This is a genomic window from Janthinobacterium violaceinigrum (genome assembly GCF_009208555.1).
GTDB classification, from domain to species: Bacteria; Pseudomonadota; Gammaproteobacteria; order Burkholderiales; family Burkholderiaceae_D; genus Janthinobacterium; species Janthinobacterium violaceinigrum.
The window spans coordinates 79,256-104,854 of the sequence record NZ_WFLI01000006.1 but is presented as its reverse complement, the minus strand read 5'-3'; the positions used below and the strand labels follow the sequence as shown (position 1 = coordinate 104,854).

The following is a 25,599-nucleotide window of genomic DNA, read 5'->3' as shown; positions in this document are numbered from 1 at the left end:
AAAAGAAATTATCGAAAAATTATAATGCGTTTTGCCATCAGGCGTTGTTTTCTTTGACACAATGGCGCCCGCAGGCGCCATTGTGTCAAGCTCATACCGTCACGCCATCACGCCACGGTGGCCGCCACCGGTGCTGCCACGACGGGCGGCAGCGGCGTCGGCGCGTTGAAGGCGATCAGCAAGCTCGCTTCCTTCTCTTTCGCCGCCTTCAGATGACGCTCCTTCACGTGGCCATAGCCGCGGATGTCTTCCGGGATGCTGGCGATGGCCACGGCTTGCGCCAGTTTGGCCGTCGTCAGTTTCGGCAGCAAGCCGCCCACCGTCGAGCGGTATTCGAGTATCAGCGCGCGTTCCATCTTGCGCTCGGCCGTATGGCCGAAGATGTCGAACGCCGTGCCGCGCAAGCCCTTGAACTTGGCCAGCACGCCAAACGCCTTCATCATCCATGGGCCGAATTCCTTTTTGACCAGGTGGCCCTGGGCGTCGGTTTTCGCCATGATCGGCGGCGCCAGGTGGAACTTGAGCTTGATGTCGCCTTCGAACATGGACGCGATCTTCGCCTGGAAGGCGCCATCCGTGTACAGGCGCGCCACTTCGTACTCGTCCTTGTAGGCCATCAGCTTGTAGAAGTAGCGGGCCACGGCTTCCGTCAGGCGCAGGTGCGGGCCATTCAGGGCGCTTTCGGCGGCGCGTACCTGGCCGACGAAGTCCAGGTATTGCTGCGCATACGCGCGGTCCTGGTAAGCCGTCAACAGGGCCACGCGCTTTTCGATCAGGTCGTCGAGCGTTTCGATGCGCTTGAATTCCACCACCTTGGCTGGCGTCGTCATGCGCACCAGGCTGGCCGCATCGTGGGCACCGGCGCGGCCCCAGTTGAAGGCCGCCTTGTTGAACGCCACCGAGACGTTGTTCAAGTCGATGGCCTTCATGATGGCAGCTTCCGACAGCGGCACTTTGCCCTTTTGCCAGGCATAGCCGAGCATGAACATATTCGTCGCGATGGAGTCGCCCATCAGCGCCGTGGCGATCTGGCCCGCGTCGATGAAGTCCACGTGGTCGCTGCCGCACGCCTTTTCGATTTCCATGCGCGCCGAAGCGCCGGGGAATTGCCAGTCCGGGTTCTTCACGAACGCGGCCGTCGACGAGCTGGTCGAGTTGATCATGGCCCAGCTGCGGCCCTCTCCCATGCGCGACAGGGCGTCGCGGCTGGCCGTGACGATCAGGTCGCAGCCGATCACGAGGTCCGCCGCACCGGTGCCGACGCGCGTCGAATGGATATCGTCCTGGCGGTCTGCCAGGCGCACGTGCGACATCACGGGGCCGCCCTTCTGCGCCAGGCCGCTCATGTCGAGCACGGAACAGCCCTTGCCTTCCACGTGGGCCGCCATGGCGAGGATCTGGCCCACGGTGACCACGCCCGTGCCGCCGATGCCGGTGACGAGAATGCCGAACGGCTCGGCCGTCGAAGGAATCGTCGGCGTCGGCAAGGCCGGCGCCGCTGGCGCGTCCTTGTCGGCGGCAGCCGCCTTCTTCGGCTTTTTCAAGCCGCCGCCTTCCACCGTCACGAAGCTGGGGCAGAAACCCGTCGTGCACGAGAAATCCTTGTTGCAGGACGACTGGTTGATCTGGCGCTTGCGCCCCAGCTCCGTTTCCAGCGGTTCCACAGACAGGCAGTTCGACTGCACGGAACAGTCGCCGCAGCCTTCGCAGACGGCTTCGTTGATGACGGCGCGCTTGGCCGGGTCCGGGTATTCATTGCGTTTCCGGCGGCGGCGTTTTTCCGAGGCACAGGTCTGGTCGTAGATCATGGCCGATACGCCGGGCATGTCGCGCAGTTCGCGCTGCACGTCCATCAGTTCCGAACGGTGGCGCACGGTGACGCCTGGGGCCCAGGCGTAATCGTCCGGGTATTTTTCCGGTTCATCGGTGACGACGATGATGGGTCCCACGCCTTCGGCGGCGATCTGGCGCGAAATGATGGCCGGAGATAATGGCCCGTCGAATTCCTGGCCGCCCGTCATGGCCACCGCATCGTTGAACAGAATCTTGTAGGTGATGTTTACCTTGGCCGAGACGGCCGCGCGGATGGCCAGGATGCCCGAGTGGAAATACGTGCCGTCGCCGAGGTTGGTAAACACGTGCTTTTCATTCGTGAACGGCGCCTGCCCCACCCAGGTGACGCCTTCGGCACCCATGTGGGTAAACGTCGACGTTTCGCGGTCCATCCACAGCACCATGTAGTGGCAGCCGATGCCGGCCAGCGCGCGCGAGCCTTCCGGCACCTTGGTGGAACTGTTGTGCGGGCAGCCCGAGCAGAAGAACGGCGTGCGGTCCTTTTGCGGATCGGGTTTCACGCTGATCGCTTTCAGCACATTCTCTTTGGCTTCCAGGTAGGCGATGCGCTCCTTCACGCGCTGCTCCACCGGATGACCGGCGTAATAGCGCGAGATGCGGCTGGCAATGGCCCGCGCGATCATGGCCGGGTTCAGTTCATAGGTGGCCGGCAGCAGCCAGTCGCCGTGGCCCGTGCCCTTCTGGTTGCTCCATTCGCCCGTGTCGTCGAACTTGCCGACCACGCGCGGACGCTCGCCGTCCTTCAGGTTGTACAGCTCTTCCTTGAGCGCGTATTCGAGAATCTGGCGCTTTTCTTCCACCACGAGGATTTCGTCGAGGCCCTTGGCAAATTCGTGCACGCCGTCCGCTTCCAGCGGCCAGGTCATGCCGATCTTGTACAGGCGGATGCCGATGTCGGACGCCGTCTGTTCGTCGATGCCGAGATCCGCCAGCGCCTGGCGCGTATCGAGGTAGGATTTGCCGGCCGTGATGATGCCGATGCGCGCCTTCGGGCTGTCCCAGATGATCTTATTGAGCTTGTTGGCACGCGCATACGCCAGCGCCGCGTACCACTTGTAGCTGTTCATGCGCACTTCTTGTTCCAGCACCGTGTCGGGCCAGCGGATGTTCAGGCCACCGGCCGGCATCTCGAAGTCCGTCGGCAGCGTGATCTGCACGCGGTCCGGGTCGAAATCGACGGCGGCGCCCGACTCGATGATGTCGGTCACGCATTTCATCGACACCCACAGGCCCGTGTAGCGGCTCATGGCCCAGGCGTGCAAGCCGTAGTCGATGTATTCCTGCACCGACGACGGGTACAGCACGGGGATGCCGCAAGCGTTCAGGATATGGTCGGACTGGTGCGCCGTGGACGAGGATTTGGCCGCATGGTCGTCGCCGGCCAGCACCAGCACGCCGCCATGCTTGGCGGAACCGGCGTTATTGGCGTGCTTGAACACGTCGCCGCAACGGTCGACGCCGGGACCCTTGCCGTACCACATGCCGAACACGCCGTCGTATTTGGCGTCTTCGAACAGATTCGTTTGCTGCGTGCCCCAAACGGCGGTGGCGGCCAAGTCTTCGTTCAGGCCCGGGTGGAATTTGACGTGGTGCTCATCGAGGTATTTCTTGGCCTTGATCGCCGTCATGTCGACGGACGTCACAGGCGAACCGCGGTAACCGGTGATGTAGCCGGCCGTATTCAGGCCAGCCTTCAGATCGCGCTCGCGCTGCAGCATGGGCAGGCGGATCAGCGCCTGCGTGCCCGTCATGAAGGCGCGGCCGCGCTCCAAGGTGTATTTGTCGTTCAGGGAAATTTCAGACGCGTGCGCGCCCGGCTCAAGACTCGAGCCCTTGATTGGTGCATTCATTACTTGTCTCCATTATTCTCTGTGCTACGCGTGCAAAGTCGGTTGAACTCACACGTACCGGCTGCGCTTTGTGAGCATGCCGGTGCGGAAAAATGACTTGTTTGTCGTAGACTACCACAGGAAGGCGCGCAGTTCTTTGCTGCGCTGCACTCCCGGGCCGGTGCTCTTTTTACTACTATTTGTTACAAAGCAACATTACGCCGCGTTCGTATCTTTCAGCACGCCGCGCTTGATCTGGTCCAGCTCGATCGATTCGAACAGGGCGCGGAAATTGCCTTCGCCGAAGCCCTGGTCGCCCTTGCGCTGGATGATCTCGAAGAAGATCGGACCGATCACCGTCTGCGTGAAAATCTGCAGCAACAGTTCGCGTTCGTTTTCCGTGCTGTGGCCATCGATGAGGATACGCAGGCGACGCAGTTCTTCCAGCTGCTCGCCGTGGTTCGGCAGGCGGCGGTTGACCAGCTCATAGTAAGTTTCAATCGTGTCCTGGAAATCGATACCCGTATCGCGCATGCCTTGCACGGACGCGTAGATATTGTCCGTACCCAGCGCGATGTGCTGGATGCCTTCGCCATGGTACTGGTCCAGGTATTCGGCGATCTGCGACTTGTCGTCCGACGATTCGTTGATGGGAATGCGGATCTTGCCGCACGGCGAAGTCATGGCCTTGGATTTCAGACCCGTCAGCTTGCCTTCGATGTCGAAATAGCGCACTTCGCGGAAGTTGAACAGGCTTTCATAGAACGTCGCCCATTCCTTCATGCGGCCACGGTGCACATTGTGCGTCAGGTGGTCGATATACGTCAGGCCGTGACCGACAGGGTTGGCGACGGCGCCGGGAATGGCAACGAAATCGACGTCATAGATGCTGATGTCGCCGATGCCGCCCGGGGCGGCCGCGTCCGGCTTGTCCGCGCCCTTGCCGCGCCAGCGGTCGACGAAGTACAGCAGGGAATCGCCCACGCCCTTGATGGCGGGGATATTCAGCTCCATCGGGCCCGTTTTATTGTCGAAGCCCCAGGCGCCCAGTTCCAGCGCGCGGCGGTACACAAAGGCCGCGTCGTCGACGCGGATGGCGATGGCGCACACAGACGGGCCGTGATGGCGGGCAAAACGCTGCGCGAACGAATCTTGTTCGGCATTGATGATGAAATTGATGTCGCCCTGGCGGTACAGGGTCACATCCTTGTGGCGGTGGCGCGCGATGGCCGTGAAGCCCATGTTCTCGAACAGCTTGCCCAATGCTTTTGGGTCTGGTGCTGCATACTCGACGAACTCGAAACCATCGGTACCCATCGGGTTATCCCAAGGCTGAAATTGCATGATGTCTCCTCCAAGAAGTAGCGCACAGTATAGGCGCGGTCTGTGGGCATTAAATGCCAAAGATCTCCCGAACAATCATGATTTGCGCAATAATATTGCGTGAAAGTCGAACCACCGGAGGAAGCATGAGCAAAATTACGCTGGATAAAACGGATCGCAAGATCCTCGCCGTCCTGCAGGCCGATGGCCGCCTGTCAAATCAGGACGTGGCCGAACAGGTCAGCCTGTCGCCGTCGCCATGCTTGCGCCGCGTCAAACGGCTGGAAGAAGCGGGCGTGATCCGCCAGTACGTGGCCCTGCTGGACCCGGAAAAGATCGGCCTGGGCTTGCTGGCCTACGTCAACGTACGGCTGGAAAAGCACAGCGACGCCACCGCCCACAGCACGGCGCGCGTGCTGGCGCCCAACCTGGTGACGAATACCTCGCCGCGCGCCGACTTCGCCGTGGCCGTGGCGCAATGGCCGGAAGTGGTGGCGTGCTATGCGATGACGGGTGAAATGGACTATCTGTTGCGCGTGCACGTGGAAGACATGGAGCACTTTTCGCGCTTCATGATGGCGACCCTGCTGCGCCACCCGGCCGTGCTGGACGTGAAATCGAGCTTCGCCCTGCAGCGCATCAAGGATACGACGGCCTTGCCGCTGCTGTAATTACTCTGCTGGCGGTGGGGGGAGCACCGGCTTCTTGCGCCCCGGCAAGCGCTCGAACAGTTTATAGGCGGCGCGCGCATTGGCCTTGAACGTATAGTCGAACATGGCAAACTGTTCCTGCACGGCTTCCTGCAGCATGCTGCTGGGGTTCGGCGGCAATAGTTTCAAATAAGCATCGGCTTCGCCATAGTCGCGCTGGATTTCCATGCCCGCCTTCTTGGCGATATGCATCATCGTCTTGTTCGACGACAAACAATGCATGTACAGGGTATCGACGTCATTGTTACGGCAGTGGATCGCCGCCCGCTCGAACAGTTTCGAGCCCACGCCCATGCCGCGCATGGATTTCGACACGGACACGCCGAACTCGGCCACCTGCTCCTTGTCCGTCACCACGCTTTTCGCCGGCGACTTGTCCTTCGGCGCAAACGCCAGATGTCCCACGCCCACCAGCTTGAACAGGCTGTTGTAGACGCCGTAGACCATGTCGCGCGAGAAATCCATCTTTTGTACGTACTGGGCCACCAGTTCATCGGGCAAGGCGCTGCCAAAACGCAGCAGGCGGTCGCTTTTTTCCAGGGTCAGGAAATGCTTCATCATGCGGCGCCGGTCGCGCTCATGCAACTGCTTGACCAGCACGGTCGGACGCCCGCCGCCGCTACGGCTGAGCCAGCGGCGAAACGGGTTTTGAAATAGCTTGGGTAAGGTCACGTCGACTCCTGGAAGCGGTGCTGCGGCACGTCAGGCCGGCATTGTGCAGTGCAGCATTGTAACGTAGTTCCGCCGTTCAAGCCTGTGCCAAGAACTCCTGCACGGCCGCCACCCGCGCCGCATGGATGACTTCGGGGATGCGTTTCGGCTCCGCGCAACCTTGCGCCAGCGCACCCGCATTCACGGCGCGCGCCGCGTCCAGCCCGCCCTGCAGCCGCACCGCCGGCGCAAAGGCGCCGCTGACCAGCCCATCGCACGCCACCGCTTGCAGCATCTGCGCAAAGCGCTGCGGCTTGCGCAAACCGTCGCAGCGTTCGCACAGAGCAACGACAGCTTCGGCGCTCAGCGCCAGCGCGCCATTGATCTGCTCGCGCTCGCGGGCCGCCATGACGGCCAGCTCGCGGCACTCATTGGGCACGCGCAGGCGCTCGCTCAGTTGTTCGATGGCATCCCTGCTCATGCGCAGCATCAGGGCCGCAAAACGCACGGGCAACTCGAGGCCTTGCGCAGCCGCATGGTCGATCACCTGCAGCAGGCGCTCGCTCAGCGCAATTTCCCCCATGATGCGCGCCAAGGCGCCGCATTCGTGCAGCACCGTCAGCATGCGCGACGGGCGGCTTTCCATCAGCCCCTTGGCCACTTCCTGCCACACGCGCTCGGCCACGAGGGCGTCCACTTCGCCATCGGCCACCATCTGCCGCATCAGCGCCAGGGTGGCGGGCGCCACCGTAAAAGCGTCGAAACGGGCGGCAAAGCGGGCCAGGCGCAGGATGCGCACGGGGTCTTCGCCAAAGGCGTCGGACACGTGGCGGAAGATCTTGTTGCGGATATCGGCGATGCCGCCGAACGGGTCCGTCAGGCTGCCATCCTCGGCCTGGGCGATGGCGTTGATGGTCAGATCGCGCCGCACCAGGTCGTCTTCCAGCGTGACGTCGGGCGCCGTGTGGAAGACAAAGCCCCGGTAGCCGGGCGCCGTCTTGCGCTCCGTGCGGGCCAAGGCGTATTCTTCCTGCGTCTTCGGGTGCAGGAAGACGGGAAAATCCTTGCCCACGGGACGGAAGCCCTGGCGCAGCATGTCTTCGGGCGTAGCGCCCACGACAACATGGTCGTGGTCTTTCACGGGCAAGCCCAGCAGTTGGTCGCGCACCGCGCCACCGACCGTGTATATCTTCATCGTCAACGTCTCTTTAATCGGGCAATTCCGCGTCGTGCTTGGCAGCGACTTCCGTTTCCGCCAACGCTTCCGCGATCCAGCGGGCCACGGCCGGGTGGGCCTGCACGCGTTCGCAATACGCGTTCAGGGCCGGCGCCAGGCTCACGCCATACGTGCGGAAACGCATGACGACGGGGGCGAAATACGCATCGGCAATGGAAAAGTCGCCAAACAGGAACTGGTGGTGGCCAAAGCGCGACAGACACTCTTCCCAGATTTCGCTGATGCGGCCGATGTCGGCCTGGGCGGCGGCCGTGCGGCCCCGGCCCGGCAATTTTGCCTTGATATTCATCGACATATCCGTGCGCAAGCCAGCAAAGCCCGAGTGCATTTCCGCGCAGACACAGCGTGCCATGGCGCGCGCAGCCACGTCCTGCGGCCACAGGTGCTTATCGGGAAACTGCTCGGCCAGGTATTCGCAGATGGCCAGGCTGTCCCAGATCGTCATCTCGCCCGCCAGCAGCACGGGCACGCGGCCGCAGGCCGAATATTCGGCGATTTTCGTCGCCGTGTCGCTCTGGTCGAGCAAGACGCGCACCTCATGAAACGGGATGCCGAAGGCCGTCATGGCCACCCACGGGCGCATCGACCAAGACGAGTAATTCTTGTTGCCGATGATGAGGGTCAGGCCCGGCTCGCGCGCGGCGGCCAGGGTTTGCGTCAGGCTGGGATCGAGAATGGTCGTTTGCATGGTCGGCGGGTTTTAGTTGGATGATGGCAAATCGGCGGAAACAGCGCTGTTTTTCGGTCCCACGGTGCCCAGGCGCGCTTTCAGCGACTGCGGGCTCTTCTCGAACAGGGCCGCGTAATAGGTGGCGTTGGCCATCACGTTTTTCACGTAGCCGCGCGTTTCCGTGTACGGGATCGTTTCGGCGAAGACGGCGCCTTCCAGCGGACGCGTCATGGTGGCGCGCCAGATGCGCAGGCGCCCCGGTCCTGCGTTGTAGGCGGCGCTGGCCAGCACTTGCGAACCGTCGAGGCCACCGAGCACCATGTTCAGGTAGTTGGTGCCCAGCAAGACGTTGGTGCGCACATCGCTCAGGGTTTCTGTGACGAAATCGGTGAGCCCGATCTTCTTGGCGACATAGCGGGCCGTCGACGGCATCACCTGCATCAGGCCCGAGGCACCCACATGCGACTGCGCATCCATGATGAAGCGCGATTCCTGGCGGATCAAGCCATACACCCAGGCCTTATCCAGGCCCAGCGTCTGCGTGGCCGGGTGCATGACGTCGTCGTGCGGCGTCGGATAGCGCTGCGTGTAATCCACTTCCAGACGCGTGCGGTCCGAGGTGTTGACCATGCGGTCGAGCACATTGTTCTGGCGCGCAAATTCCGCGGCCGCCAGGTGCTGGCGGTCCGTCATCGAACGCAATTCCCAGTTCCACTCGCGCGTGCCTTCGAAGCGCAAACGCATATTGAAAAATTTCAAGGCCCGCTGCAAGCCCGGATTGGCCGCCATGACGGCAATTTCCGCCGGCGTCACGGGCTGGCCCGGCGGCGGCAACACCAGATGGTTGCCCAGCTCTTCATTGGCCAGCAAGCCGTAGAAATTCGATTGCTCGCTGATCGTGCGGTACAGGGCATCGGCCTGCGCATTCGGGCGGCCCGGCGTTTCCGCCTGCTGCGCCCGCGCCAGCCAGTACACCCAGGTGGGGTCCGTGCGCAGGGACGCCGGCATGGCCTGGATGGCGGCCTTCACCAGCGGCCAATTCCCTTCCCGCAGGGCAATGCGCGCCTTCCACTGCATCTGCTCCTGGGTCAGGGGCGCACCATTGGTTTTTTGCCAATATTCAAACGCTTCCGGCGCCAGCGCATACGACGCTTGCAGGGCCAGGCTGGCCCATCCGATGGCCTGCTCCTGCGCCGTCAACTGCGAACTCGCCTTTTGCAGGGCCACCACGCCCAGTTTCAAGGTGCTTTTCGCCATGCGGCCCACGGCCACCAGGTACATTTCATGGTCGGCGCGGCTGGCGCCCGGGCCCTTGGCCAGCACCAGCGCGGGCAAGTCGATCGCTTGCGCCATCTTCGCGTCGGAGGCGCCCAGCAGCAGCGCGATGCGGCGCGCGGGACCCGTGGCGTTGGTCTGGCCCGCCAGGCGGATCTGCGCCCACAGGTCGTTCGTGTCGAACTGGCCGTTTTGCGCCAACACCGCGATCAGGCTGCCGCACGCTTCGCCATAGCCGGGCGGCGACACGAGCAGGTTGCGCGCCTCGGGCGCCACGTTCTGTCCCTTGGCGGCGCGCGACATCAGCGCATAGCACTTGAGCTGGGTGTCGTCGTCGAGCGCGAATTGCGGGTATTGCTCGTCAAACACAACCCAGTCGCGCTTGCGGCCCAGCTCCAGCAGCCAGTCGTTGCGGAAACGGTCGGCGATGGCGCTGCCCTTGTAGCGGTTCAGGTAATCGCGAAATTGCGCCTCGGTCAACTGTTTGATGCGCGGTTTCAGCCGATAATAGTCAACATACGATGGAATCTGGTAATTCGTCAGGCGCCCCGCATAAAAGTCGGCTTTCTCGATGTCATCCTTGCGCGCGGCGTCGCGCAGCAGCAGGAAGGCATCGTCCTCGCTGCGCGTGTCGGGTGCGGCAGGCGTTACGGTGGCGGACACCTGGGCCAGGGCGGCCAGGGGAGACAAGGCCGATGCAACACACAGCATCGTGCCGGCAATCCATTTCAGTGGGGAAATCAATGTACGACTCTCAATCTTAACTTGATGGTGATATGAATAGCGACCCTAGAATAACATGCGATCCGGCTACACGGCCACCCATTGCGCCACAGGAAAAAGCCGGCTTGCGCAAAGCCTTGCTGGCGGCCCGCCGCGCCCTGCCCGAGGCCACGCGCACGCAGTGGGATGCGGCCATCGCGCAGCGCCTGCTGGACTGGTGCGCGCAGGAAAACGTCGGGGAACTGGGCGTCTACTGGCCCCTGCATGGCGAGCCGGACCTGCACGGCGCGTATGCGCAGCTGGCCACGCGCGGCGTGCAGTTAAGCTTGCCGGTGGTGCTGGAAAAGCACGCGCCGCTGGCGTTTTCTGCCTGGACGCCGGGCGAAGCGATGGTCAAGGATGGCATGGGCGTGGCCGTACCGGCCCAATTGCGCCTGTGCCCGGCACCCGCCACCCTGCTGGTGCCATGCCTGGGGTTTAATGAGCAACGTTTCCGGCTCGGCTATGGCGGCGGCTATTACGACCGCACCCTGGCGCAATTGCCCCGTCCCCGCACCGTGGGCATCGCCTATGCCTGCCTGGCGGCAAGCTTTGCCAGCGGCACATACGACATCGCCCTCGATCACATCGTGACCGAGGGCGATCTGCTCTGACGGATCAGATGGGGATTACTTGACCAGGCGCTGCCACAAGGCGGTCGTGGGCGCCGCCTGGTTCATGCTATAGAAATGCAAGCCTGGCGCGCCGCCTTCCAGCAGGCGTTCGCACAAGCCCGTCACCACGTCCAGGCCGAAAGCCTTGATGGACGCGCTGTCGTCGCCAAAGCTGGCCAGTTTCAGACGCACCCAGCGTGGAATTTCCGCGCCGCACATGTCCGAAAAGCGCATCAGCTGCGTGTAGTTCGTGATCGGCATGATGCCGGCCACGATGGGCACGTTGATGCCCATCTTCTGCGTCTGCTCGACAAACTGGAAATACGCGTCGGCATTGTAGAAGTACTGGGTGATGGCGGCATCGGCGCCGGCCTGCACCTTGCGCGCGAACGCGTTCAGGTCGTCCTGCGGCGAACGGGCTTGCGGGTGCACTTCCGGATAGGCGGCCACTTCGATATGAAAATGGTCGCCCGTCTCGGCGCGGATGAATTCCACCAGCTCGTTGGCATAGCGGAACTCGCCCGAGGCGCCATAGCCGCTCGGCAAGTCGCCGCGCAAGGCGACGATGCGGTTCACGCCAGCCGCCTTGAAGTCGGCCAGCACGGCGCGGATCGATTCGCGCGAACCGCCCACGCAAGACAGATGGGGCGCGGCTTCTTCGCCGGCCGCCAGGATCTCGCGCACGGTGTCGAGCGTGCCCTGCTGCGTGGTGCCGCCCGCGCCAAACGTCACCGAGAAATACTTCGGATGCAATTCGGACAACTTGACCCGCGTGGCACGCAGCTTTTCCGCCCCTTCCGGGGTTTTCGGCGGGAAAAACTCAATACTGAAGTTATGGTTTGCCATCGTCATTACTCAAAAGTAAGGTCGACAGGGCCCAGGAAATGACGCTGTACAGCAATGCACCACCCACGGCCGACCAGAAACTGGCGACATGGAAACCAGCGATCACCTGCGCCACCAGCCAGAACATGAAACCGTTGATGATCAAAATGAACAGGCCCAGCGACAAGAACGTCACGGGCAGGGTCAGCAGGATCAGCAGGGGGCGGATCAGCGCATTGACCAGCCCCAGCACGGCGGCGGCCAGCAGCGCAGTCCAGCCGCTGCTCATCGTCACCGAGTGCATCAGGTAAGGGACGGCAAACAGGGCTGCCGCATTGATAAACCAAATCAGTAGCAAGCGCATTTCTCTAGCCTGTCAAAAGTGAGGTCAGGCCGGCGGCGGACGCCGGCCCTCGGAGGATGAGTTACAGCCCCGGACTACCGATTAGTAGCGGTAGTGGTCTGGCTTGTATGGACCTTCCGTGCGCACGCCAATGTAGTCGGCTTGCTCTTGCGTCAGTTCCGTCAGCTGCGCATTCAACTTTTTGAGTTGCAGGCGGGCGACTTTTTCATCGAGGTGTTTCGGCAAGGTGTACACGCCGACCGGATAGTTGGCCGTGTTGGCGTACAGTTCGATCTGCGCGATCGTCTGGTTGGCAAACGACGAGCTCATCACGTACGACGGGTGGCCCGTGCCGCAACCGAGGTTGACCAGGCGGCCTTCGGCCAGCAGGATGATGCGGCGGCCCGACGGGAAGATGATGTGGTCGACTTGCGGCTTGATGTTTTCCCACTCGTATTGCTTCAACGAAGCGACGTCGATTTCATTGTCAAAGTGACCAATGTTGCAGACGATGGCCTGGTCTTTCATGCGCGTCAGGTGATCGTGCGTGAGGATATGGTAGTTGCCCGTGCAGGTAACAAAGATGTCGCCGTGTTCGCATGCGTAATCCATCGTGACCACGCGGTAGCCTTCCATTGCCGCCTGCAGTGCGCAGATCGGGTCGACTTCCGTCACCCACACTTGCGCCGACAGGGCGCGCATGGCTTGGGCCGAACCTTTGCCCACGTCGCCGTAACCGGCGATGACGGCGACCTTACCGGCGATCATCACGTCGGTGGCGCGCTTGATGCCATCGACCAGCGACTCGCGGCAGCCGTACAGGTTGTCGAACTTCGATTTCGTCACGGAATCGTTCACGTTGATCGCAGGGAAAGCCAGCTTGCCTTCCTTGTGCATCTGGTACAAACGGTGCACGCCGGTGGTGGTTTCTTCCGTCACGCCGAGGATTTCCGGCAGGCGCTTCGAGTACCAGGTCGGATCGGCCAGCAAGTGCTTCTTGATCGAGTTGAACAGGCAGATTTCTTCTTCCGAACCAGGGTTGGCCAGCACCGACAGGTCGGTTTCCGCGCGCACGCCCAGGTGCAGCAGCAGGGTGGCATCGCCGCCATCGTCGAGGATCATGTTCGAGTAGACGGCCTTGCCGTCCACGTTCGGCCATTCGAAGATGCGGTGCGTGTATTCCCAGTAGTCGTCCAGCGATTCGCCCTTGACTGCGAACACAGGGGTGCCGGCAGCAGCGATGGCGGCGGCGGCGTGGTCCTGTGTGGAGTAAATGTTGCACGATGCCCAACGCACTTGCGCGCCCAGTGCTTCCAGGGTCTGGATCAGCACGGCGGTCTGGATGGTCATGTGGATGGAACCGGTGATGCGCGCGCCTTTCAAAGGCTGCGCTGCCGCGAATTCTTCGCGGATGGCCATCAGGCCAGGCATTTCCGTTTCAGCAATCTTGATTTCTTTGTCGCCCCATGCGGCCAAGGTGATATCGGCGATGGTGTAGTCGTGTTGCGATTTGAGTACGGCGTTCATCACGCCCTCCTTTCAGTTGTTGAAAAAGGTACGTGAGCGCGGTTGCAGGATATTCCGAGCCTGGCGAATTTCTTCGTCGCAACGCTCCTCGGACACGGGATTTTAACATTGTCAAGGCCGCCGCGCCAGCCTGTTTGCACGGCATTGCCACGTAACAACACATAAAAAAAGCGCCCGCGGCCAGCAGGCCGGGGCGCTCATCAGCAAGCGGACTGGATTACTTCAGGCCGGCGGCGTCGCGCAGCAGGGCAACCTTGTCCGTGCGTTCCCACGTGAATTCCGGCTCTTCGCGGCCGAAGTGGCCGTAGGCGGCACTCTTCTGGTAGATCGGACGCAGCAGGTCCAGCATTTGCACGATGCCTTTTGGACGCAGGTCGAAGTGCGCCAGCACCAGCTTGGCGATTTCCGCGTCAGGAATCACGCCCGTGCCTTCCGTGTAGACGGTGATGTTGATCGGCTTGGCCACGCCGATGGCGTAGCTGACCTGCACCTGGCATTGGCGCGCCAGGCCGGCCGCGACGATGTTTTTCGCCACGTAGCGGGCCGCATATGCTGCCGAACGGTCGACTTTCGACGGGTCCTTGCCCGAGAACGCGCCGCCGCCGTGCGGGGCTGCGCCACCGTAGGTGTCGACGATGATCTTGCGGCCGGTCAAGCCGCAATCGCCTTGCGGACCGCCGATGACGAAACGGCCCGTCGGGTTGACGAGGAATTTCGTGTCCGTCAGCCATTCGCGCGGCAGGATGGGCTTGATGATTTCTTCGATGACGGCTTCTTCGATCTGCGAGTGCGAGATTTCCGGCGCATGCTGGGTCGACAGCACGACCGTGTGCACGCCGACAGGGCGGCCATCGACGTAGCGCAAGGTCACTTGCGATTTCGCGTCCGGACGCAGCCATGGCAAACGGCCATCCTTGCGCAGCTGCGACTGGCGTTCGACCAGGCGGTGCGCGTAGTGGATGGCGGCAGGCATCAGCTCGGCCGTTTCATCGCAGGCATAACCGAACATCAAGCCCTGATCGCCAGCGCCTTGATCCAGGTCAATCCCCGCACCTTCATCGACACCTTGGGCGATGTCCGGCGACTGCTTGTCGTAGGCCACCAGCACGGCGCAACCCTTGTAGTCGATGCCGTATTCCGTGTTGTCGTAACCGATGCGTTTGATGGTTTCGCGCGCAACTTGAATATAATCCACATTGGCGTGAGTGGTAATCTCGCCAGCCAGCACCACCAGGCCCGTGTTGCACAAGGTTTCGGCAGCCACGCGGGCAGCTGGATCCTGGGCCAGGATGGCGTCAAGGATGGCGTCGGAAATTTGATCTGCAACCTTGTCGGGATGGCCTTCCGAGACGGATTCGGAAGTGAAGAGATAGTCGTTTGACATTGCAAGCTCCTGTTTACTATGTGAATGTTCTGTCGCAGTAAAGAGGATTTTGCCTGCGACGCTTTAGCGAGATTTATATTCCGCATCGCAAGTTGTCTATTAACTCAGCGGTTACTGCATACGTGGTATTTTACGCTTCTTAAAAAATTTTGGCACAGCAACACGCCATTCCTGGAAACCGCTTATACATGTTAGTCCCAATTTTCCGCTTCTTATCCATCTTTCCCCTGCCCGTCCTGCATGGCCTGGGCGCTGCGCTGGGCTGGGTGATTTACGCCATTTCACCGTCCTATCGGCGCCGCATGCGCGAGAACATGCAGGGTGCGGGGTTTTCGCAACACTTGCACACGGCCGTGGCCGAAGCGGGCAAGAGCGTACTGGAATTGCCCTTCATCTGGTGCGCGCCGGCCGAGCGCGTGGCGCGCCATGCGACGGTGGAAAACTGGGAGCTGGTGGAAAAAGCCCTGCAGCACGGCCGCGGCATCGTCTTCCTGACGCCGCACCTGGGCTGCTTTGAAATCGTCGCCCAGCAGATCGCCCTGCGCACGCCGCTCACCGTGATGTACCGTCCGCCCAAGCGCGCTGCATTGAAGCCGCTGATCGAAGGGGCCCGCGCGCGCGAAAACCTGATGCTGGCGCCCGCCAATATGTCGGGCGTGCGCATCTTTGCCAAATGCCTCAAAAAAGGCCAGCCCATCGGCCTGCTGCCCGACCAGGTGCCGCAGGAGGGCGAAGGCGTGTGGGCCGATTTCTTCGGCCGCCCCGCCTACACCATGACCCTGCCGGCCAAGCTGGCGCAGATGGGCGGCGCCGAAGTGATCATCACCTACGCCGAGCGCCTGCCGGGCGGACGCGGCTACGTCGTGCACTTCGTGCCGTTTACCGACTCGCTCGACAGTACCTCGGCGGAACAGGCGCGCACCATCAATGCGGCCATGGAACAGTTGATCGCGCGCAGCCCGGCGCAATATCTGTGGAGCTACAACCGCTACAAGGTGCCGCGCGGCGCGCCGCCGCCCGCGCCAGCGGCGCCCGAGGCAGCCAAGGAGCAGGCATGAGACTGCTGATCGCCTTCATGTGGCTGCTGCACTGGCTGCCCTTGCCCATCCTGGGCCGCTTCGGCGTGGCCGTCGGGAGCCTGCTGTTCATCGCCATGCCCACGCGGCGCAAGATTGCCCTGACGAATCTGCGCCTGTGCATGCCGCAATTGTCGGAAGCCGAGCGCGTGGCCCTGGCGCGCCAGCATTTCCAGGCGTATTCGCGCAGCGTGTGGGAGCGCAGCATCCTGTGGTGGTCGTCGGAAGAACGGCTGAACCGCCTGATCAAGAAGGTGCCCGCCTTCCCGGGCCAGCAGATCGCGGCCAAGCCCACCATCCTGCTGTGTCCCCACTTCGTCTGCCTCGACGTGGCCGGCGCCGCCACGGCCATGGAAATTTCTGCCTCGTCCATGTATGTGCAGCAAAAGAACGCGGCCTTCGACCAGGCCCTGCGCAACGGCCGTTCGCGCTTCAAGCCGCCCAAGCTGTTTACGCGCCAGGACGGCATCAAGACGATTTTGCGCGCCCTGCGCGACGGCCTGCCCTATTTCATGCTGCCGGACATGGATTTCGGCGAAAAGGATGCGGAATTCGTGCCTTTCTTCGGCGTGCCCGCCGCCACCCTGACGGCCACGGCGCGCCTGGCGCTGGCCGCCAAGGCGCAGGTCATTCCCGTCATCGCCACCTTCCTGCCCAATTACCAGGGCTGGAAAGTGACTTATTACCCGGCGTGGGACGATTACCCGGGCGACGACATCACGGCCGCCACGCGCCGCATGAACGAATTCATCGAAGAGCGCGTGCGCGAGGCGCCGGCCGAATACTTCTGGACGCACAAGCGCTTCAAGACGCGTCCCGAAGGCGAAGCGTCGTTCTATAACCAGCACAAGTGATACGGCAGACCATGAAACTCCACTTTACAAAAATGCATGGCGCCGGCAATGACTTCATCGTCATCGACGCCATCAACCAGGACATCGATTTCACGCCGGCCCAGTGGCAGCGCCTGGCCGACCGCCGTTTCGGCATCGGCGCCGACCAGATCCTCGTGGTGGAAAAGCCGCGCCTGCCCGGCTGCGACTTCCGCTACCGCATCTACAACAACGACGGGGGCGAAGTGGAGCAATGCGGCAACGGCGCGCGCGCCTTCGTCAAGTTCGTCAGCGAAAAAGGCTTGTCCGACAAGACCAGCATCCGCGTGGAAACCATGGCCGGCATCATTGCGCCCCGCCTGGAGATCGACGGCAGCATCACGGTCGACATGGGTGCGCCCGTGCTGGAACCCGCACTGGTGCCGTTCGATGCAAACGGCCTGGAGGGTGTAACGGAAGGCAACGACACCGTGTGGCCGCTGGACCTGGCACTGCCGGGACTGACGGCCCCCGTGCTGGTGTCGGTCGTGTCGATGGGCAACCCGCATGCCGTGCAAGTGGTCGACGATGTCGACGCGCAAGACCTGGAACAATCGGGCCCGCTGATCGAACACCACCCGCGCTTTCCCCGCCGGGTCAATGCGGGCTACATGCAGATCGTCGACCGCCAGCACGTGAAACTGCGCGTGTACGAGCGGGGCGCGGGCGAAACCCTGGCGTGCGGCACGGGCGCCTGCGCCGCTGCCGTGGCCGGCATCATGCGGGGCCGGCTCGACTCACCCGTACGCATCAGCGCGCGCGGCGGCGAACTGTCGATCGCCTGGCAAGGCCCGGGCCATCCCGTGCTGATGACGGGTCCGGCCGTCACCGTGTTCGAAGGCGCGATCGAGCTGTAGGCAGCGCGGCAAGCCGTTCTACATCATGCCGCCAGGAACTGCTGTTCCTGCGCGACATCCAGCTCGGCCAGGTAGCACTTCAGCCGGTACAGGCGCTGCCGGTAATTGCCTTCCGGCCCCGTCACGCCGCAATCGACGCGCTCGAACAGGCGCACCACCTGATCGAGCAGCTGGCGCTCCTGCGCCGTGCGGATCAGCACCAGGCGCCGCTTGCCGCGCCCATGCGTGGCGCTGATATCGATCAGCAGACAATGTCCCTGGTCGGCCGCATGGATATCGAGCAGCAACGCCTCGGCACGCGACAAATGAAAACGGCGCGCCAGCTCCAGCCGCGCCGCCAGCAGCGGGTGGCTTTGGCCCAGCTGGCGCAAGTGCCCATCGGCATGCAGCGCGGCGCACTGGCCCCAGTCGCCGGGCTCGCCCTGCGGCGCAATCTTCGCCAGCGCCGCCTCCGCTTCACTGCTGCCCTGCGCCTGTGCCTGCAGCAGCCAATACGCGGCCCGCACATCGCTGTTGACGCCGTCGCGGCGATTGCGCCAGGCATGCATGCCGCACTCGAGCTGGGCCGGGCCATGTCCCAGGTCGGCAGCGCGCTCCAGGCAGGAATGGGCTTCGACCACATTGCGCTGGGAAAATTCCGGTTTCGTATAAATACGCGACAGCACGAACCAGGCTTCGGCCAGTCCCTGCTCGCCCGCCTGCGTCAGCCAGCGCACGGCCCGCTTGAAATTGGCGGCGCCATGGCGCGTAGCCAGCCGCTGGCCATGCGCATCCATGCGCGCATAGCCGAGTCCCAGCTCCAGCTGCGCCGTGCGGTCGCCGCCATGCGCGGCCAGCTCGCAGCACTGCCAGCCTTCCGCATCGCCGCCAGGCGCCAATGCCTGGGCGCAGCGCGACAGCAGCAGCACCTGCTGCGCGTCGAGGGCGATCGTGCGCGCACCGGCCGCCGCCTGCCGCTGCAGCAGCTCGCGCGCCAGCGGCAAGGCTTGCGCCAGGAATCCCGCATGGTCGCCCTGGCTCCAGGCCTGCTCCAGCCCCGCATACAGCGGCGTGTCGCCATTGAAGGCTTGCTCGCCAGCCAGGCCGGCATCCGGCAGCGCGGCTGCGGACGCGCCTTCCTGCATGGACAACAGCCATTGCGCATCGGGCAAGCCGGCCCGCACGGCAGCGTCCAGCGCCAGGCGCGCCTTGGCGCGCAAGGTTTCGCAACTGCTGGCGGCATTACCCAGCACCAGTTGCGCCAGCACCAGCCCGGCCTGCACCAGGCCCGCATCGAACGCCTGCGCGTAATACGGGATCAGCGCCTTGGCTGCCGGCTGCGCCACTTCGAAAGGCACGTGCGTGCCAATCAGCATGCACGCTTCCTCGCTATCCTCCTGGGCCGCCCGCGCCAGCCAGTGCAAGGCGGTCGGCAAGCTTTGCGGCACGCCCTGGCCGAACAGATACACGCGTCCCAGCGCCAGCTGGCACGCCACATCGCCAGCACGTGCGCCCTTGATCAATCCTAATGTTTCGCGATTTGCCATCGATTCTCGATATTGAGTCAATGATTCTAATAATAGTGAGCCATCTCCAGGCCCCTGCATGCGGGCCGTCCCTTAGTGTAACGTCCTTGTGTCATAAATCCCCCAAAGCCGGCTGAAGAACTTGATTCAACGCAACAATGTCCTGGCCCGGATACGCCAAGATGACAGGGCGCGGCGGCCGCGACGATGGGAAGGCGCTTGCCATCGGCGCAGGATCGCGCAGAAACCGCGCGTTACAAAAATACAACAGGGCTGTGGATTTATGACGCTTTTCACCAATCTTTTCACGCATATTTGACCAATCCCGCACGTCTTGCGCGCCGACGAATTAAGGTTCATTCATCGAAACGCGACAGTTCGCGCATTTCAATCTGCTCGGATCTCGGACGGAACTCACTTTTAATAGGGAATAAGACATGAAAAAATCACTCGTTGCCCTCGCACTCTTCGGCGCCTTTGCCGCAACAGCACAAGCGCAGTCGTCCGTCCAAATCTACGGCACGATCGATGCAGGCCTGGCCAAAGCGACTGGTTCGAGCACCGCCGTCACCAAACGCGACAACAACAAATTGGGCTTCAAGGGCACGGAAGATCTGGGCAATGGCTTGAAAGCTATTTTCCAACTGGAAATTCGCTATGAATCCGATACCGGCACCATCGAAAACACGTCGGGCACCAATTCGCGTCCGCTGTTCCAGGGTCAAAGCCGCGTCGGCCTGCAAGGCGACTTCGGTACCGTACGCCTGGGCCGTGGCCTGACCGCCTTCCAGGAATCGAGCACCGCGTTCGAACCATGGTCGGGCATGCCTACGCCAGCCGGTTTCCAGACCGACCTGACCGTCGCCGGCTACACCAGCGATCCACTGAGCGCAGATGGCAACTCGCGTAACCGCTTCTCGAACGCCGTGTTCTACAACTCGCCAGTGATCGAAGGCTTCCAGCTGAACGCCACCGTAGCCGCCAAGGAAGCAAACAACAACAGCCTCGTTCCAGCGCGTGCGCCGGGCAACGCAGTAACATTTGCCTCGGGTAACTATGCACTGCCAGCCAACGTGGTGCCAGCATCGAATCCGTACTCGATGTCCGTAACCTATACGTCGCCTGGCTTTGCCGCCATGGCCGCCTACGAGCGCAATGGCGTGCAAGCCAAGCTGTGGTCGGTTGCCGCCTCGGTCAATCCGATTCCTGAGCTGAAAGTCATGTTGTCGATCCAGCACCAGAAAGATGACGACTTCAAAATCGTCAATACCGGCACCAAATCGTGGGTACTGGGCGCCAACTACGACGTCGGCCCAGGCAAGATCCGCGCTGGCTACGGTCAAAAAACGCCAGATGGCGTAGTCAAATCCAAGCAGGCATCGATTGGCTATGACTACAACCTGTCGAAACGTACCTACCTGTACGCAGACATTTCGAACAAAAAAGCAGCCGTTGCCAATAGCATCAACTACAACGTTGCGAAAAGCATCAACTACTTCGGTCTGGGCGTACATCACAACTTCTAATGCCCCGCATGTCTCCCGCCACGGGTGATTGCTGAGCAAGGAATGCAAGGCGGCATGGGCAACCATGCCGCTTTTTTCATGGGTGCACGGAAAATGCACGGGCGCCCCGCCCTTTGCGCCTATGCCGCCGCACTCTCGGTTAAAATGAAGCGTTCACCTTTCACTGACAGATATTCTCAATGACCGCCACACTCGATTCCAGCACCGTCGCCCAGTACCTGAGCGAGCATCCGACTTTCTTCGAAGAGCATACCGCGCTGCTCGGCGAGGTCAAGCTGAGCAGCCCGCTGACGGGACGCACCATCTCGCTGCAGGAACGGCAGATGGAAGTGATGCGCGACAAGTACAAGGCGCTGGAACTGCGCATGTCCAAGCTGAGCCGCCTGGCCGAGGAAAATGGCGACATCGCCAGCAAGTTCCACGGCTGGAACCAGGCCATGCTGCAAGTACGCAACGATGCCGACATGCCGCGCGTGCTGGTCGATGCCTTGCAAAGCAATTTCGACGTGCCCTACGTCAGCCTGCGCCTGTGGCAAGTGCTGCCGGAACACGCGAACGGCTGGTTCACGGACGATGTCACGGCCGACGTGCGCATGTTCGCCAACAGCCTGCAAGCGCCGTACTGCGGCAGCAACCGCGATTTCGAAGCCGTGCACTGGCTGCAGGCCGATAAAGTCGAATCGACCGTCATGATCGCCCTGCGCGCGCCCGGCACCACGGGCACCTTCGGCTTGCTGGTGCTCGGCTCGCCCGACAGCGAACGTTTCACGTCCAGCATGGGCACCGACTTCCTCGTGCATATCGGCGCCACGGCCAGCGCCGCCCTGGCTGCGCTGCGCGCCGGCGCGCCCGCTTAACAAGCATGGGCGACGCGCGCAGCAAGGCTGAATGGCTCGACGCCTACCTGGCGCAGCTGGCCACGCAGCGCAAGCTGTCGCCGCACACGCTGGACGCCTACGGGCGCGACTTGCGCACCTTGCTGGAACTGAGCGGCGACACGCCCTGGACGGCCCTGGCGCACAATGAAGTGCGCCGCTACACGGCCAAGCTGCATGCCGGCGGCCTCGACCCGCGCTCGATCGCCCGCAAGCTGTCGTCCTGGCGGGGCTTTTTCAACTGGCTCAGCGGCGAGACCCAGCTCGACGCCAACCCCGTCGACGGCATCCGCGCGCCCAAGCGGGCCAAGACCCTGCCCAAGGCCCTGTCCGTGGACGATGCCGTGCGCCTCGTGGCGCCCGCGCAACACCAGCAAGGCGCCGCCGCACCGGAACAACTGTGCAACCGCGCCATGTTCGAGCTGCTGTATTCGAGCGGCTTGCGCGTCTCCGAACTGACCAGCCTGGACACCCATTACTGCAAGGCCGAGAACGGCCAGGACGCTTCGCTGGGCTGGCTGGACCTGGCCAGCTTCGAAGTCATCGTCACGGGCAAGGGCAGCAAGATGCGCAAGGTGCCCGTCGGCAAGGCGGCCCTCGTGGCCTTGACCGCCTGGCTGGCCGTGCGCCCGCCGGCAGCCGATGGCAGCGCCGCCCTGTTCCTCAGCACGCGCGGCACGCGCATCTCGCCCCGCGTACTGCAGCTGCGCCTGAAGGCGCATGCGCTGGCCACGGAGATTCCCGCAAATGTGCACCCGCACGTGCTGCGCCACTCGTTCGCGTCGCACGTGCTGCAATCGTCGGGGGACTTGCGCGCCGTGCAGGAAATGCTCGGCCATTCCAGCATCACCTCGACCCAGGTCTACACGGCCCTCGACTTCCAGCATCTGGCGCACGTGTATGACCAGGCGCACCCGCGCGCCAAGCTCAAGTAAGCGCCCCTGGCCCCTTGCCGACCTGATCCATATCAAGCGACTCGGCGCCCATTTGCAAGCTTTTGCAAAATTCCGGCATAATCGTCGGCATTCGTCCGCTTGCGCGGGGGCACCACCGATTACAGCATAGGCATCCTTCATGGCACTGATTCCCACCACCATCCTCACCGGCTTCCTGGGCGCAGGCAAAACCACCTTGCTCAACCGCATACTGCAGGAAGACCACGGCATGCGCATCGCCGTGATCGAGAACGAGTTTGGCCAGGAAAACATCGACAATGAAATCCTGGTGCAGGATAGCAATGAGCACATCATCGAGATGAACAACGGCTGCATCTGCTGCACCGTGCGCGGCGACCTGATCGTGGGCTTGACGGAACTGGCGCGCAAGCGCGACGCCGGCTTGCTGGCGTTCGACCGCGTCGTCATCGAAACGACGGGCCTGGCCAATCCCGGTCCCGTGGCGCAAACCTTCTTTGTCGACGAAGAAGTGGGCAGCCACTACATGCTCGACGCCATCCTCACGGTGGTCGATGCACGCCATGCAATGAAGCAACTCGATGAATACGAAGAAGCCCAGCGGCAAGTGGGCTTTGCCGACAAGCTGCTGCTGTCGAAAACCGACCTCGTCAGTGAAGACGACGTGGCCGCGCTGACGCGCCGCCTGAAGCGCATCAACCCGCGCGCACCCATCGCCAAGGTCGATTTCGGCCGCGCGCCGCTGGCCGAAGTGCTCGACATCCGCGGCTTCAACCTGAACGAAAAGCTGGAACTGGACCCGGATTTCCTGGCCACGGAAACGGCCCACGTCCACGATCATGACCATGCGCACGAACACGCCCATGAGCATGCGCATGCCGGCGAGAACGCACATCATCACGAGCACAGCGATGCCTGCGCCACCGATTGCGGCCATGCCGACCACCACCACGCGCAGCACAGCGACGATATCGCCGCCTTTGTATTCAAGAGCACGCAACCGTTTGACAGCGCCAAACTCGACGAGTTCCTCGGCGGCCTGGTGCAGGTATACGGCCCGCGCATGCTGCGCTACAAGGGCGTGCTGCTGATGCAGGGTGCGGAACGCAAGGTGGTCTTCCAGGGCGTGCACCAGCTGATGGGCAGCGACCTGGGCGCCAAATGGGGCGAGAATGAAGTGCGTGGCAGCAAAATGGTGTTTATTGGCAAAAATCTACCAAAAGACATTTTTATTCGCGGACTCGAACAATGTTTGGTATAAACTAGCCGGGTTTTGCAAAGTATCCGTTGCAAAGCAGAAACAAAAGGGAAAGTTAAGCACGCTTTCCCGCTGTCTGACACGCATCTTGCTGGTATAAACCAACAGGTGGCCGTCTCTGATCGGCAAGTCAACAAATCGGGATGGCAATATAAAGCAAAGCGTGCCAAAATCAGCGACGAAAACGGCCCATGTCGTTCGCCTGTCATGAAATGCTGGCAAACTGCCGCTGGCCGCATGCCAGGCATGCAACCGATCCACCCAACACGCCCGTTGACGCGCGCATAGCGCGACTGGCATAGAGCGGTAAAAAGTTATCAACATGGCAAATATAGCCGGCCGGTAGTCCTGGCCGCCGCCGGCAAGCCAAGGTCGCAAGCAGTACATCCGGACAGCAATGCCCAGCGGAACCTGTACAGTTGCTCGGCATCGCCGCATCAACTGATCAATTTGAAAACTCTGTCGTATCGAAGGTAAGCGAAGTTATGACCAAAACTAATAAATCGACCCCGGCCGCCAACCAAGACATCCCTCTCATCAGCGAAGACCAAATTCGCGCCATGAGCGAAGATGACTACATGAATCCGGCACAACTGGCATTCTTCAAGGCACGCCTGCAGCAGCTCGAAAAAGACTTGCTGAAAAACGCCGGCGAAACCACGGAACACTTGCGTGAAACCGTGCTGGTTCCGGACCCTGCCGACCGCGCCACCATCGAGGAAGAGCATGCGCTGGAACTGCGCACGCGCGACCGCGAACGCAAATTGCTGAAGAAAGTGCAGCAATCGATCGCCAGCATCGACGCCGGCGACTACGGCTGGTGCGAAGAAACGGGCGAGCCTATCGGCATCCCCCGCCTGATCGCCCGTCCGACCGCCACCCTGTCGCTGGAAGCCCAGCAACGGCGCGAACTGAAGCAAAAACTGTACGGCGACTGATCGCCCTTCCCTCGCGAGCCGCCCCGGCGGCCCCGCGCTGGCGAGTCAAAAAAGCACACAACCTGCGTTGCGTGCTTTTTTTTCGTCCCGCGCCGACTACACTGAAGCAGGCACGGCAGCGGCAAGTGCCGCTTGCAATTGCCTTTTCCATCCCCATTTTTGAACCATGGGCGCGCAGGCGCATGACGCTGCACGCATCGGCACGAATCTTTTGAGGTCACTATGGAACAATTTCACGGCACCACCATCCTCTGCGTCCGGCGCGGCAAGCAAGTCGCGCTGGGCGGCGACGGCCAGGTAACGTTGGGCAACATTGTCATGAAGGGCACGGCCCGCAAGGTGCGCAAGTTGTACCAGGGCAAGGTCCTGGTCGGCTTTGCCGGCGGCACCGCCGACGCCTTCACCCTGCTCGACCGTTTTGAAGGCAAGCTGGAAAAGCACCAGGGCAACCTGCTGCGCGCCTCCGTCGAACTGGCCAAGGACTGGCGCACGGACCGCGTGCTGCGCCGCCTGGAAGCGATGCTGCTGGTGGCCGACAGCGAGTCGACCCTGGTCATCACGGGCAATGGCGACGTGCTGGAGCCGGAAGACGGCATCGGCGCCATCGGCTCGGGCGGCACCTATGCCCAGTCGGCCGCCAAGGCGCTGCAGGAAAACACGGACTTGTCACCGGCCGAAGTGGTCAGGAAATCGCTGACCATTGCCGCGGAACTCTGCATCTACACGAATATGTCCCACATCATCGAGACCCTGGACTAAGAGTCCCCGAGAAAA

The 25,599-nt window shown here is 62.4% G+C and carries 23 protein-coding genes and 1 riboswitch; of the genes, 11 read left to right on the top strand and 12 right to left on the bottom strand.

The window, feature by feature from the left end; all coding sequences use genetic code 11:
- Positions 1-107 precede the first annotated feature (107 nt).
- Both GCN75_RS07270 and hppD read right to left on the bottom strand, forming a co-directional pair.
- Positions 108-3,704: an indolepyruvate ferredoxin oxidoreductase family protein gene (locus tag GCN75_RS07270; protein WP_152282002.1), complete on the bottom strand. Its 3,597-nt coding sequence runs from the start codon at positions 3,702-3,704 to the stop codon at positions 108-110.
- A 195-nt stretch (positions 3,705-3,899) separates the two neighbouring features.
- A complete protein-coding gene (gene hppD / locus GCN75_RS07265) occupies positions 3,900-5,027 on the bottom strand; it encodes a 4-hydroxyphenylpyruvate dioxygenase (RefSeq protein ID WP_099665780.1) in 1,128 nt (375 codons plus the stop codon).
- A 125-nt stretch (positions 5,028-5,152) separates the two neighbouring features.
- On the opposite strand from hppD, the gene GCN75_RS07260 reads away from it, so the two are divergent.
- Complete coding sequence (locus GCN75_RS07260) at positions 5,153-5,677, top strand: Lrp/AsnC family transcriptional regulator (RefSeq protein WP_034753092.1); 525 nt, start codon at positions 5,153-5,155, stop codon at positions 5,675-5,677.
- On the opposite strand, the gene GCN75_RS07255 is transcribed toward GCN75_RS07260, so the two are convergent.
- The 4 genes from GCN75_RS07255 to GCN75_RS07240 form a co-directional block, all read right to left on the bottom strand.
- Positions 5,678-6,388 carry a GNAT family N-acetyltransferase gene (locus GCN75_RS07255; RefSeq protein WP_152282001.1) on the bottom strand — a complete coding sequence of 237 codons (711 nt, stop codon included), beginning with the start codon at positions 6,386-6,388 and terminating at the stop codon, positions 5,678-5,680.
- Between the two features lie 76 nt (positions 6,389-6,464).
- On the bottom strand, positions 6,465-7,562 hold the full coding sequence (locus GCN75_RS07250) for a multifunctional CCA tRNA nucleotidyl transferase/2'3'-cyclic phosphodiesterase/2'nucleotidase/phosphatase (RefSeq protein WP_152282000.1): 1,098 nt from the start codon (positions 7,560-7,562) through the stop codon (positions 6,465-6,467).
- Positions 7,563-7,575: 13 nt separating this feature from the next.
- Positions 7,576-8,292, bottom strand: coding sequence for a glutathione S-transferase family protein (locus tag GCN75_RS07245; RefSeq protein ID WP_152255443.1), 717 nt, complete (start codon positions 8,290-8,292; stop codon positions 7,576-7,578).
- A 12-nt stretch (positions 8,293-8,304) separates the two neighbouring features.
- The gene (locus GCN75_RS07240) at positions 8,305-10,293 is read right to left on the bottom strand and encodes a lytic transglycosylase domain-containing protein (protein ID WP_152281999.1); all 1,989 of its coding nucleotides are present in this window, start codon (positions 10,291-10,293) and stop codon (positions 8,305-8,307) included.
- 104 nt (positions 10,294-10,397) lie between these two features.
- On the opposite strand from GCN75_RS07240, the gene GCN75_RS07235 reads away from it, so the two are divergent.
- Positions 10,398-10,925: a 5-formyltetrahydrofolate cyclo-ligase gene (locus tag GCN75_RS07235; protein ID WP_152281998.1), complete on the top strand. Its 528-nt coding sequence runs from the start codon at positions 10,398-10,400 to the stop codon at positions 10,923-10,925.
- Between the two features lie 15 nt (positions 10,926-10,940).
- Here the strand turns inward: GCN75_RS07235 and metF are convergent, their stop codons facing one another.
- From metF to metK, 4 genes are all read right to left on the bottom strand, one after another.
- The gene (gene metF / locus GCN75_RS07230) at positions 10,941-11,771 is read right to left on the bottom strand and encodes a methylenetetrahydrofolate reductase [NAD(P)H] (RefSeq protein WP_152255446.1); all 831 of its coding nucleotides are present in this window, start codon (positions 11,769-11,771) and stop codon (positions 10,941-10,943) included.
- On the bottom strand, positions 11,758-12,114 hold the full coding sequence (locus GCN75_RS07225; RefSeq protein ID WP_152281997.1) for a phage holin family protein: 357 nt from the start codon (positions 12,112-12,114) through the stop codon (positions 11,758-11,760). The genes metF and GCN75_RS07225 overlap by 14 nt, the downstream gene beginning before the upstream one ends.
- Positions 12,115-12,195: 81 nt before the next feature.
- A complete protein-coding gene (gene ahcY, locus GCN75_RS07220; RefSeq protein WP_034783536.1) occupies positions 12,196-13,620 on the bottom strand; it encodes an adenosylhomocysteinase in 1,425 nt (474 codons plus the stop codon).
- Positions 13,621-13,647: 27 nt separating this feature from the next.
- A riboswitch (S-adenosyl-L-homocysteine riboswitch) is annotated at positions 13,648-13,716 on the bottom strand.
- Positions 13,717-13,837: 121 nt separating this feature from the next.
- Positions 13,838-15,004, bottom strand: a complete 1,167-nt coding sequence (gene metK / locus GCN75_RS07215) for a methionine adenosyltransferase (protein WP_152255449.1) — start codon at positions 15,002-15,004, stop codon at positions 13,838-13,840.
- A 188-nt stretch (positions 15,005-15,192) separates the two neighbouring features.
- On the opposite strand from metK, the gene GCN75_RS07210 reads away from it, so the two are divergent.
- The 3 genes from GCN75_RS07210 to dapF are packed head-to-tail and all read left to right on the top strand — an operon-like array spanning position 15,193 to position 17,809.
- Positions 15,193-16,062 (top strand): lysophospholipid acyltransferase family protein, encoded by an 870-nt coding sequence (locus tag GCN75_RS07210; RefSeq protein ID WP_152281996.1) that lies wholly within the window; start codon positions 15,193-15,195, stop codon positions 16,060-16,062.
- On the top strand, positions 16,059-16,934 hold the full coding sequence (locus tag GCN75_RS07205; RefSeq protein WP_152255451.1) for an LpxL/LpxP family acyltransferase: 876 nt from the start codon (positions 16,059-16,061) through the stop codon (positions 16,932-16,934). Before GCN75_RS07210 ends, GCN75_RS07205 begins: the two co-directional genes overlap by 4 nt.
- A gap of 11 nt (positions 16,935-16,945) precedes the next feature.
- A complete protein-coding gene (dapF, locus tag GCN75_RS07200) occupies positions 16,946-17,809 on the top strand; it encodes a diaminopimelate epimerase (RefSeq protein WP_152281995.1) in 864 nt (287 codons plus the stop codon).
- A 23-nt stretch (positions 17,810-17,832) separates the two neighbouring features.
- On the opposite strand, the gene GCN75_RS07195 is transcribed toward dapF, so the two are convergent.
- Positions 17,833-19,335 (bottom strand): tetratricopeptide repeat protein, encoded by a 1,503-nt coding sequence (locus GCN75_RS07195; RefSeq protein ID WP_152281994.1) that lies wholly within the window; start codon positions 19,333-19,335, stop codon positions 17,833-17,835.
- 91 nt (positions 19,336-19,426) lie between these two features.
- On the bottom strand, positions 19,427-19,627 hold the full coding sequence (locus GCN75_RS07190; RefSeq protein WP_152281993.1) for a hypothetical protein: 201 nt from the start codon (positions 19,625-19,627) through the stop codon (positions 19,427-19,429).
- A 124-nt stretch (positions 19,628-19,751) separates the two neighbouring features.
- Between GCN75_RS07190 and GCN75_RS07185 the strand changes: the two genes are divergently transcribed.
- The 6 genes from GCN75_RS07185 (at position 19,752) to hslV (ending at position 25,584) form a co-directional block, all read left to right on the top strand.
- Complete coding sequence (locus tag GCN75_RS07185; protein ID WP_152281992.1) at positions 19,752-20,840, top strand: porin; 1,089 nt, start codon at positions 19,752-19,754, stop codon at positions 20,838-20,840.
- Between the two features lie 179 nt (positions 20,841-21,019).
- The gene (locus GCN75_RS07180; RefSeq protein ID WP_152281991.1) at positions 21,020-21,697 is read left to right on the top strand and encodes a DUF484 family protein; all 678 of its coding nucleotides are present in this window, start codon (positions 21,020-21,022) and stop codon (positions 21,695-21,697) included.
- A gap of 5 nt (positions 21,698-21,702) precedes the next feature.
- The gene (locus GCN75_RS07175) at positions 21,703-22,650 is read left to right on the top strand and encodes a tyrosine recombinase XerC (RefSeq protein WP_152281990.1); all 948 of its coding nucleotides are present in this window, start codon (positions 21,703-21,705) and stop codon (positions 22,648-22,650) included.
- A gap of 139 nt (positions 22,651-22,789) precedes the next feature.
- Positions 22,790-23,890, top strand: coding sequence for a CobW family GTP-binding protein (locus tag GCN75_RS07170; protein WP_152281989.1), 1,101 nt, complete (start codon positions 22,790-22,792; stop codon positions 23,888-23,890).
- 482 nt (positions 23,891-24,372) lie between these two features.
- Positions 24,373-24,825: an RNA polymerase-binding protein DksA gene (dksA, locus tag GCN75_RS07165; RefSeq protein WP_034753066.1), complete on the top strand. Its 453-nt coding sequence runs from the start codon at positions 24,373-24,375 to the stop codon at positions 24,823-24,825.
- Between the two features lie 222 nt (positions 24,826-25,047).
- Entirely contained in the window at positions 25,048-25,584 is a 537-nt protein-coding gene (gene hslV / locus GCN75_RS07160; RefSeq protein ID WP_076565072.1) for an ATP-dependent protease subunit HslV, read from the top strand.
- The last annotated feature ends 15 nt before the right edge of the window (positions 25,585-25,599 follow it).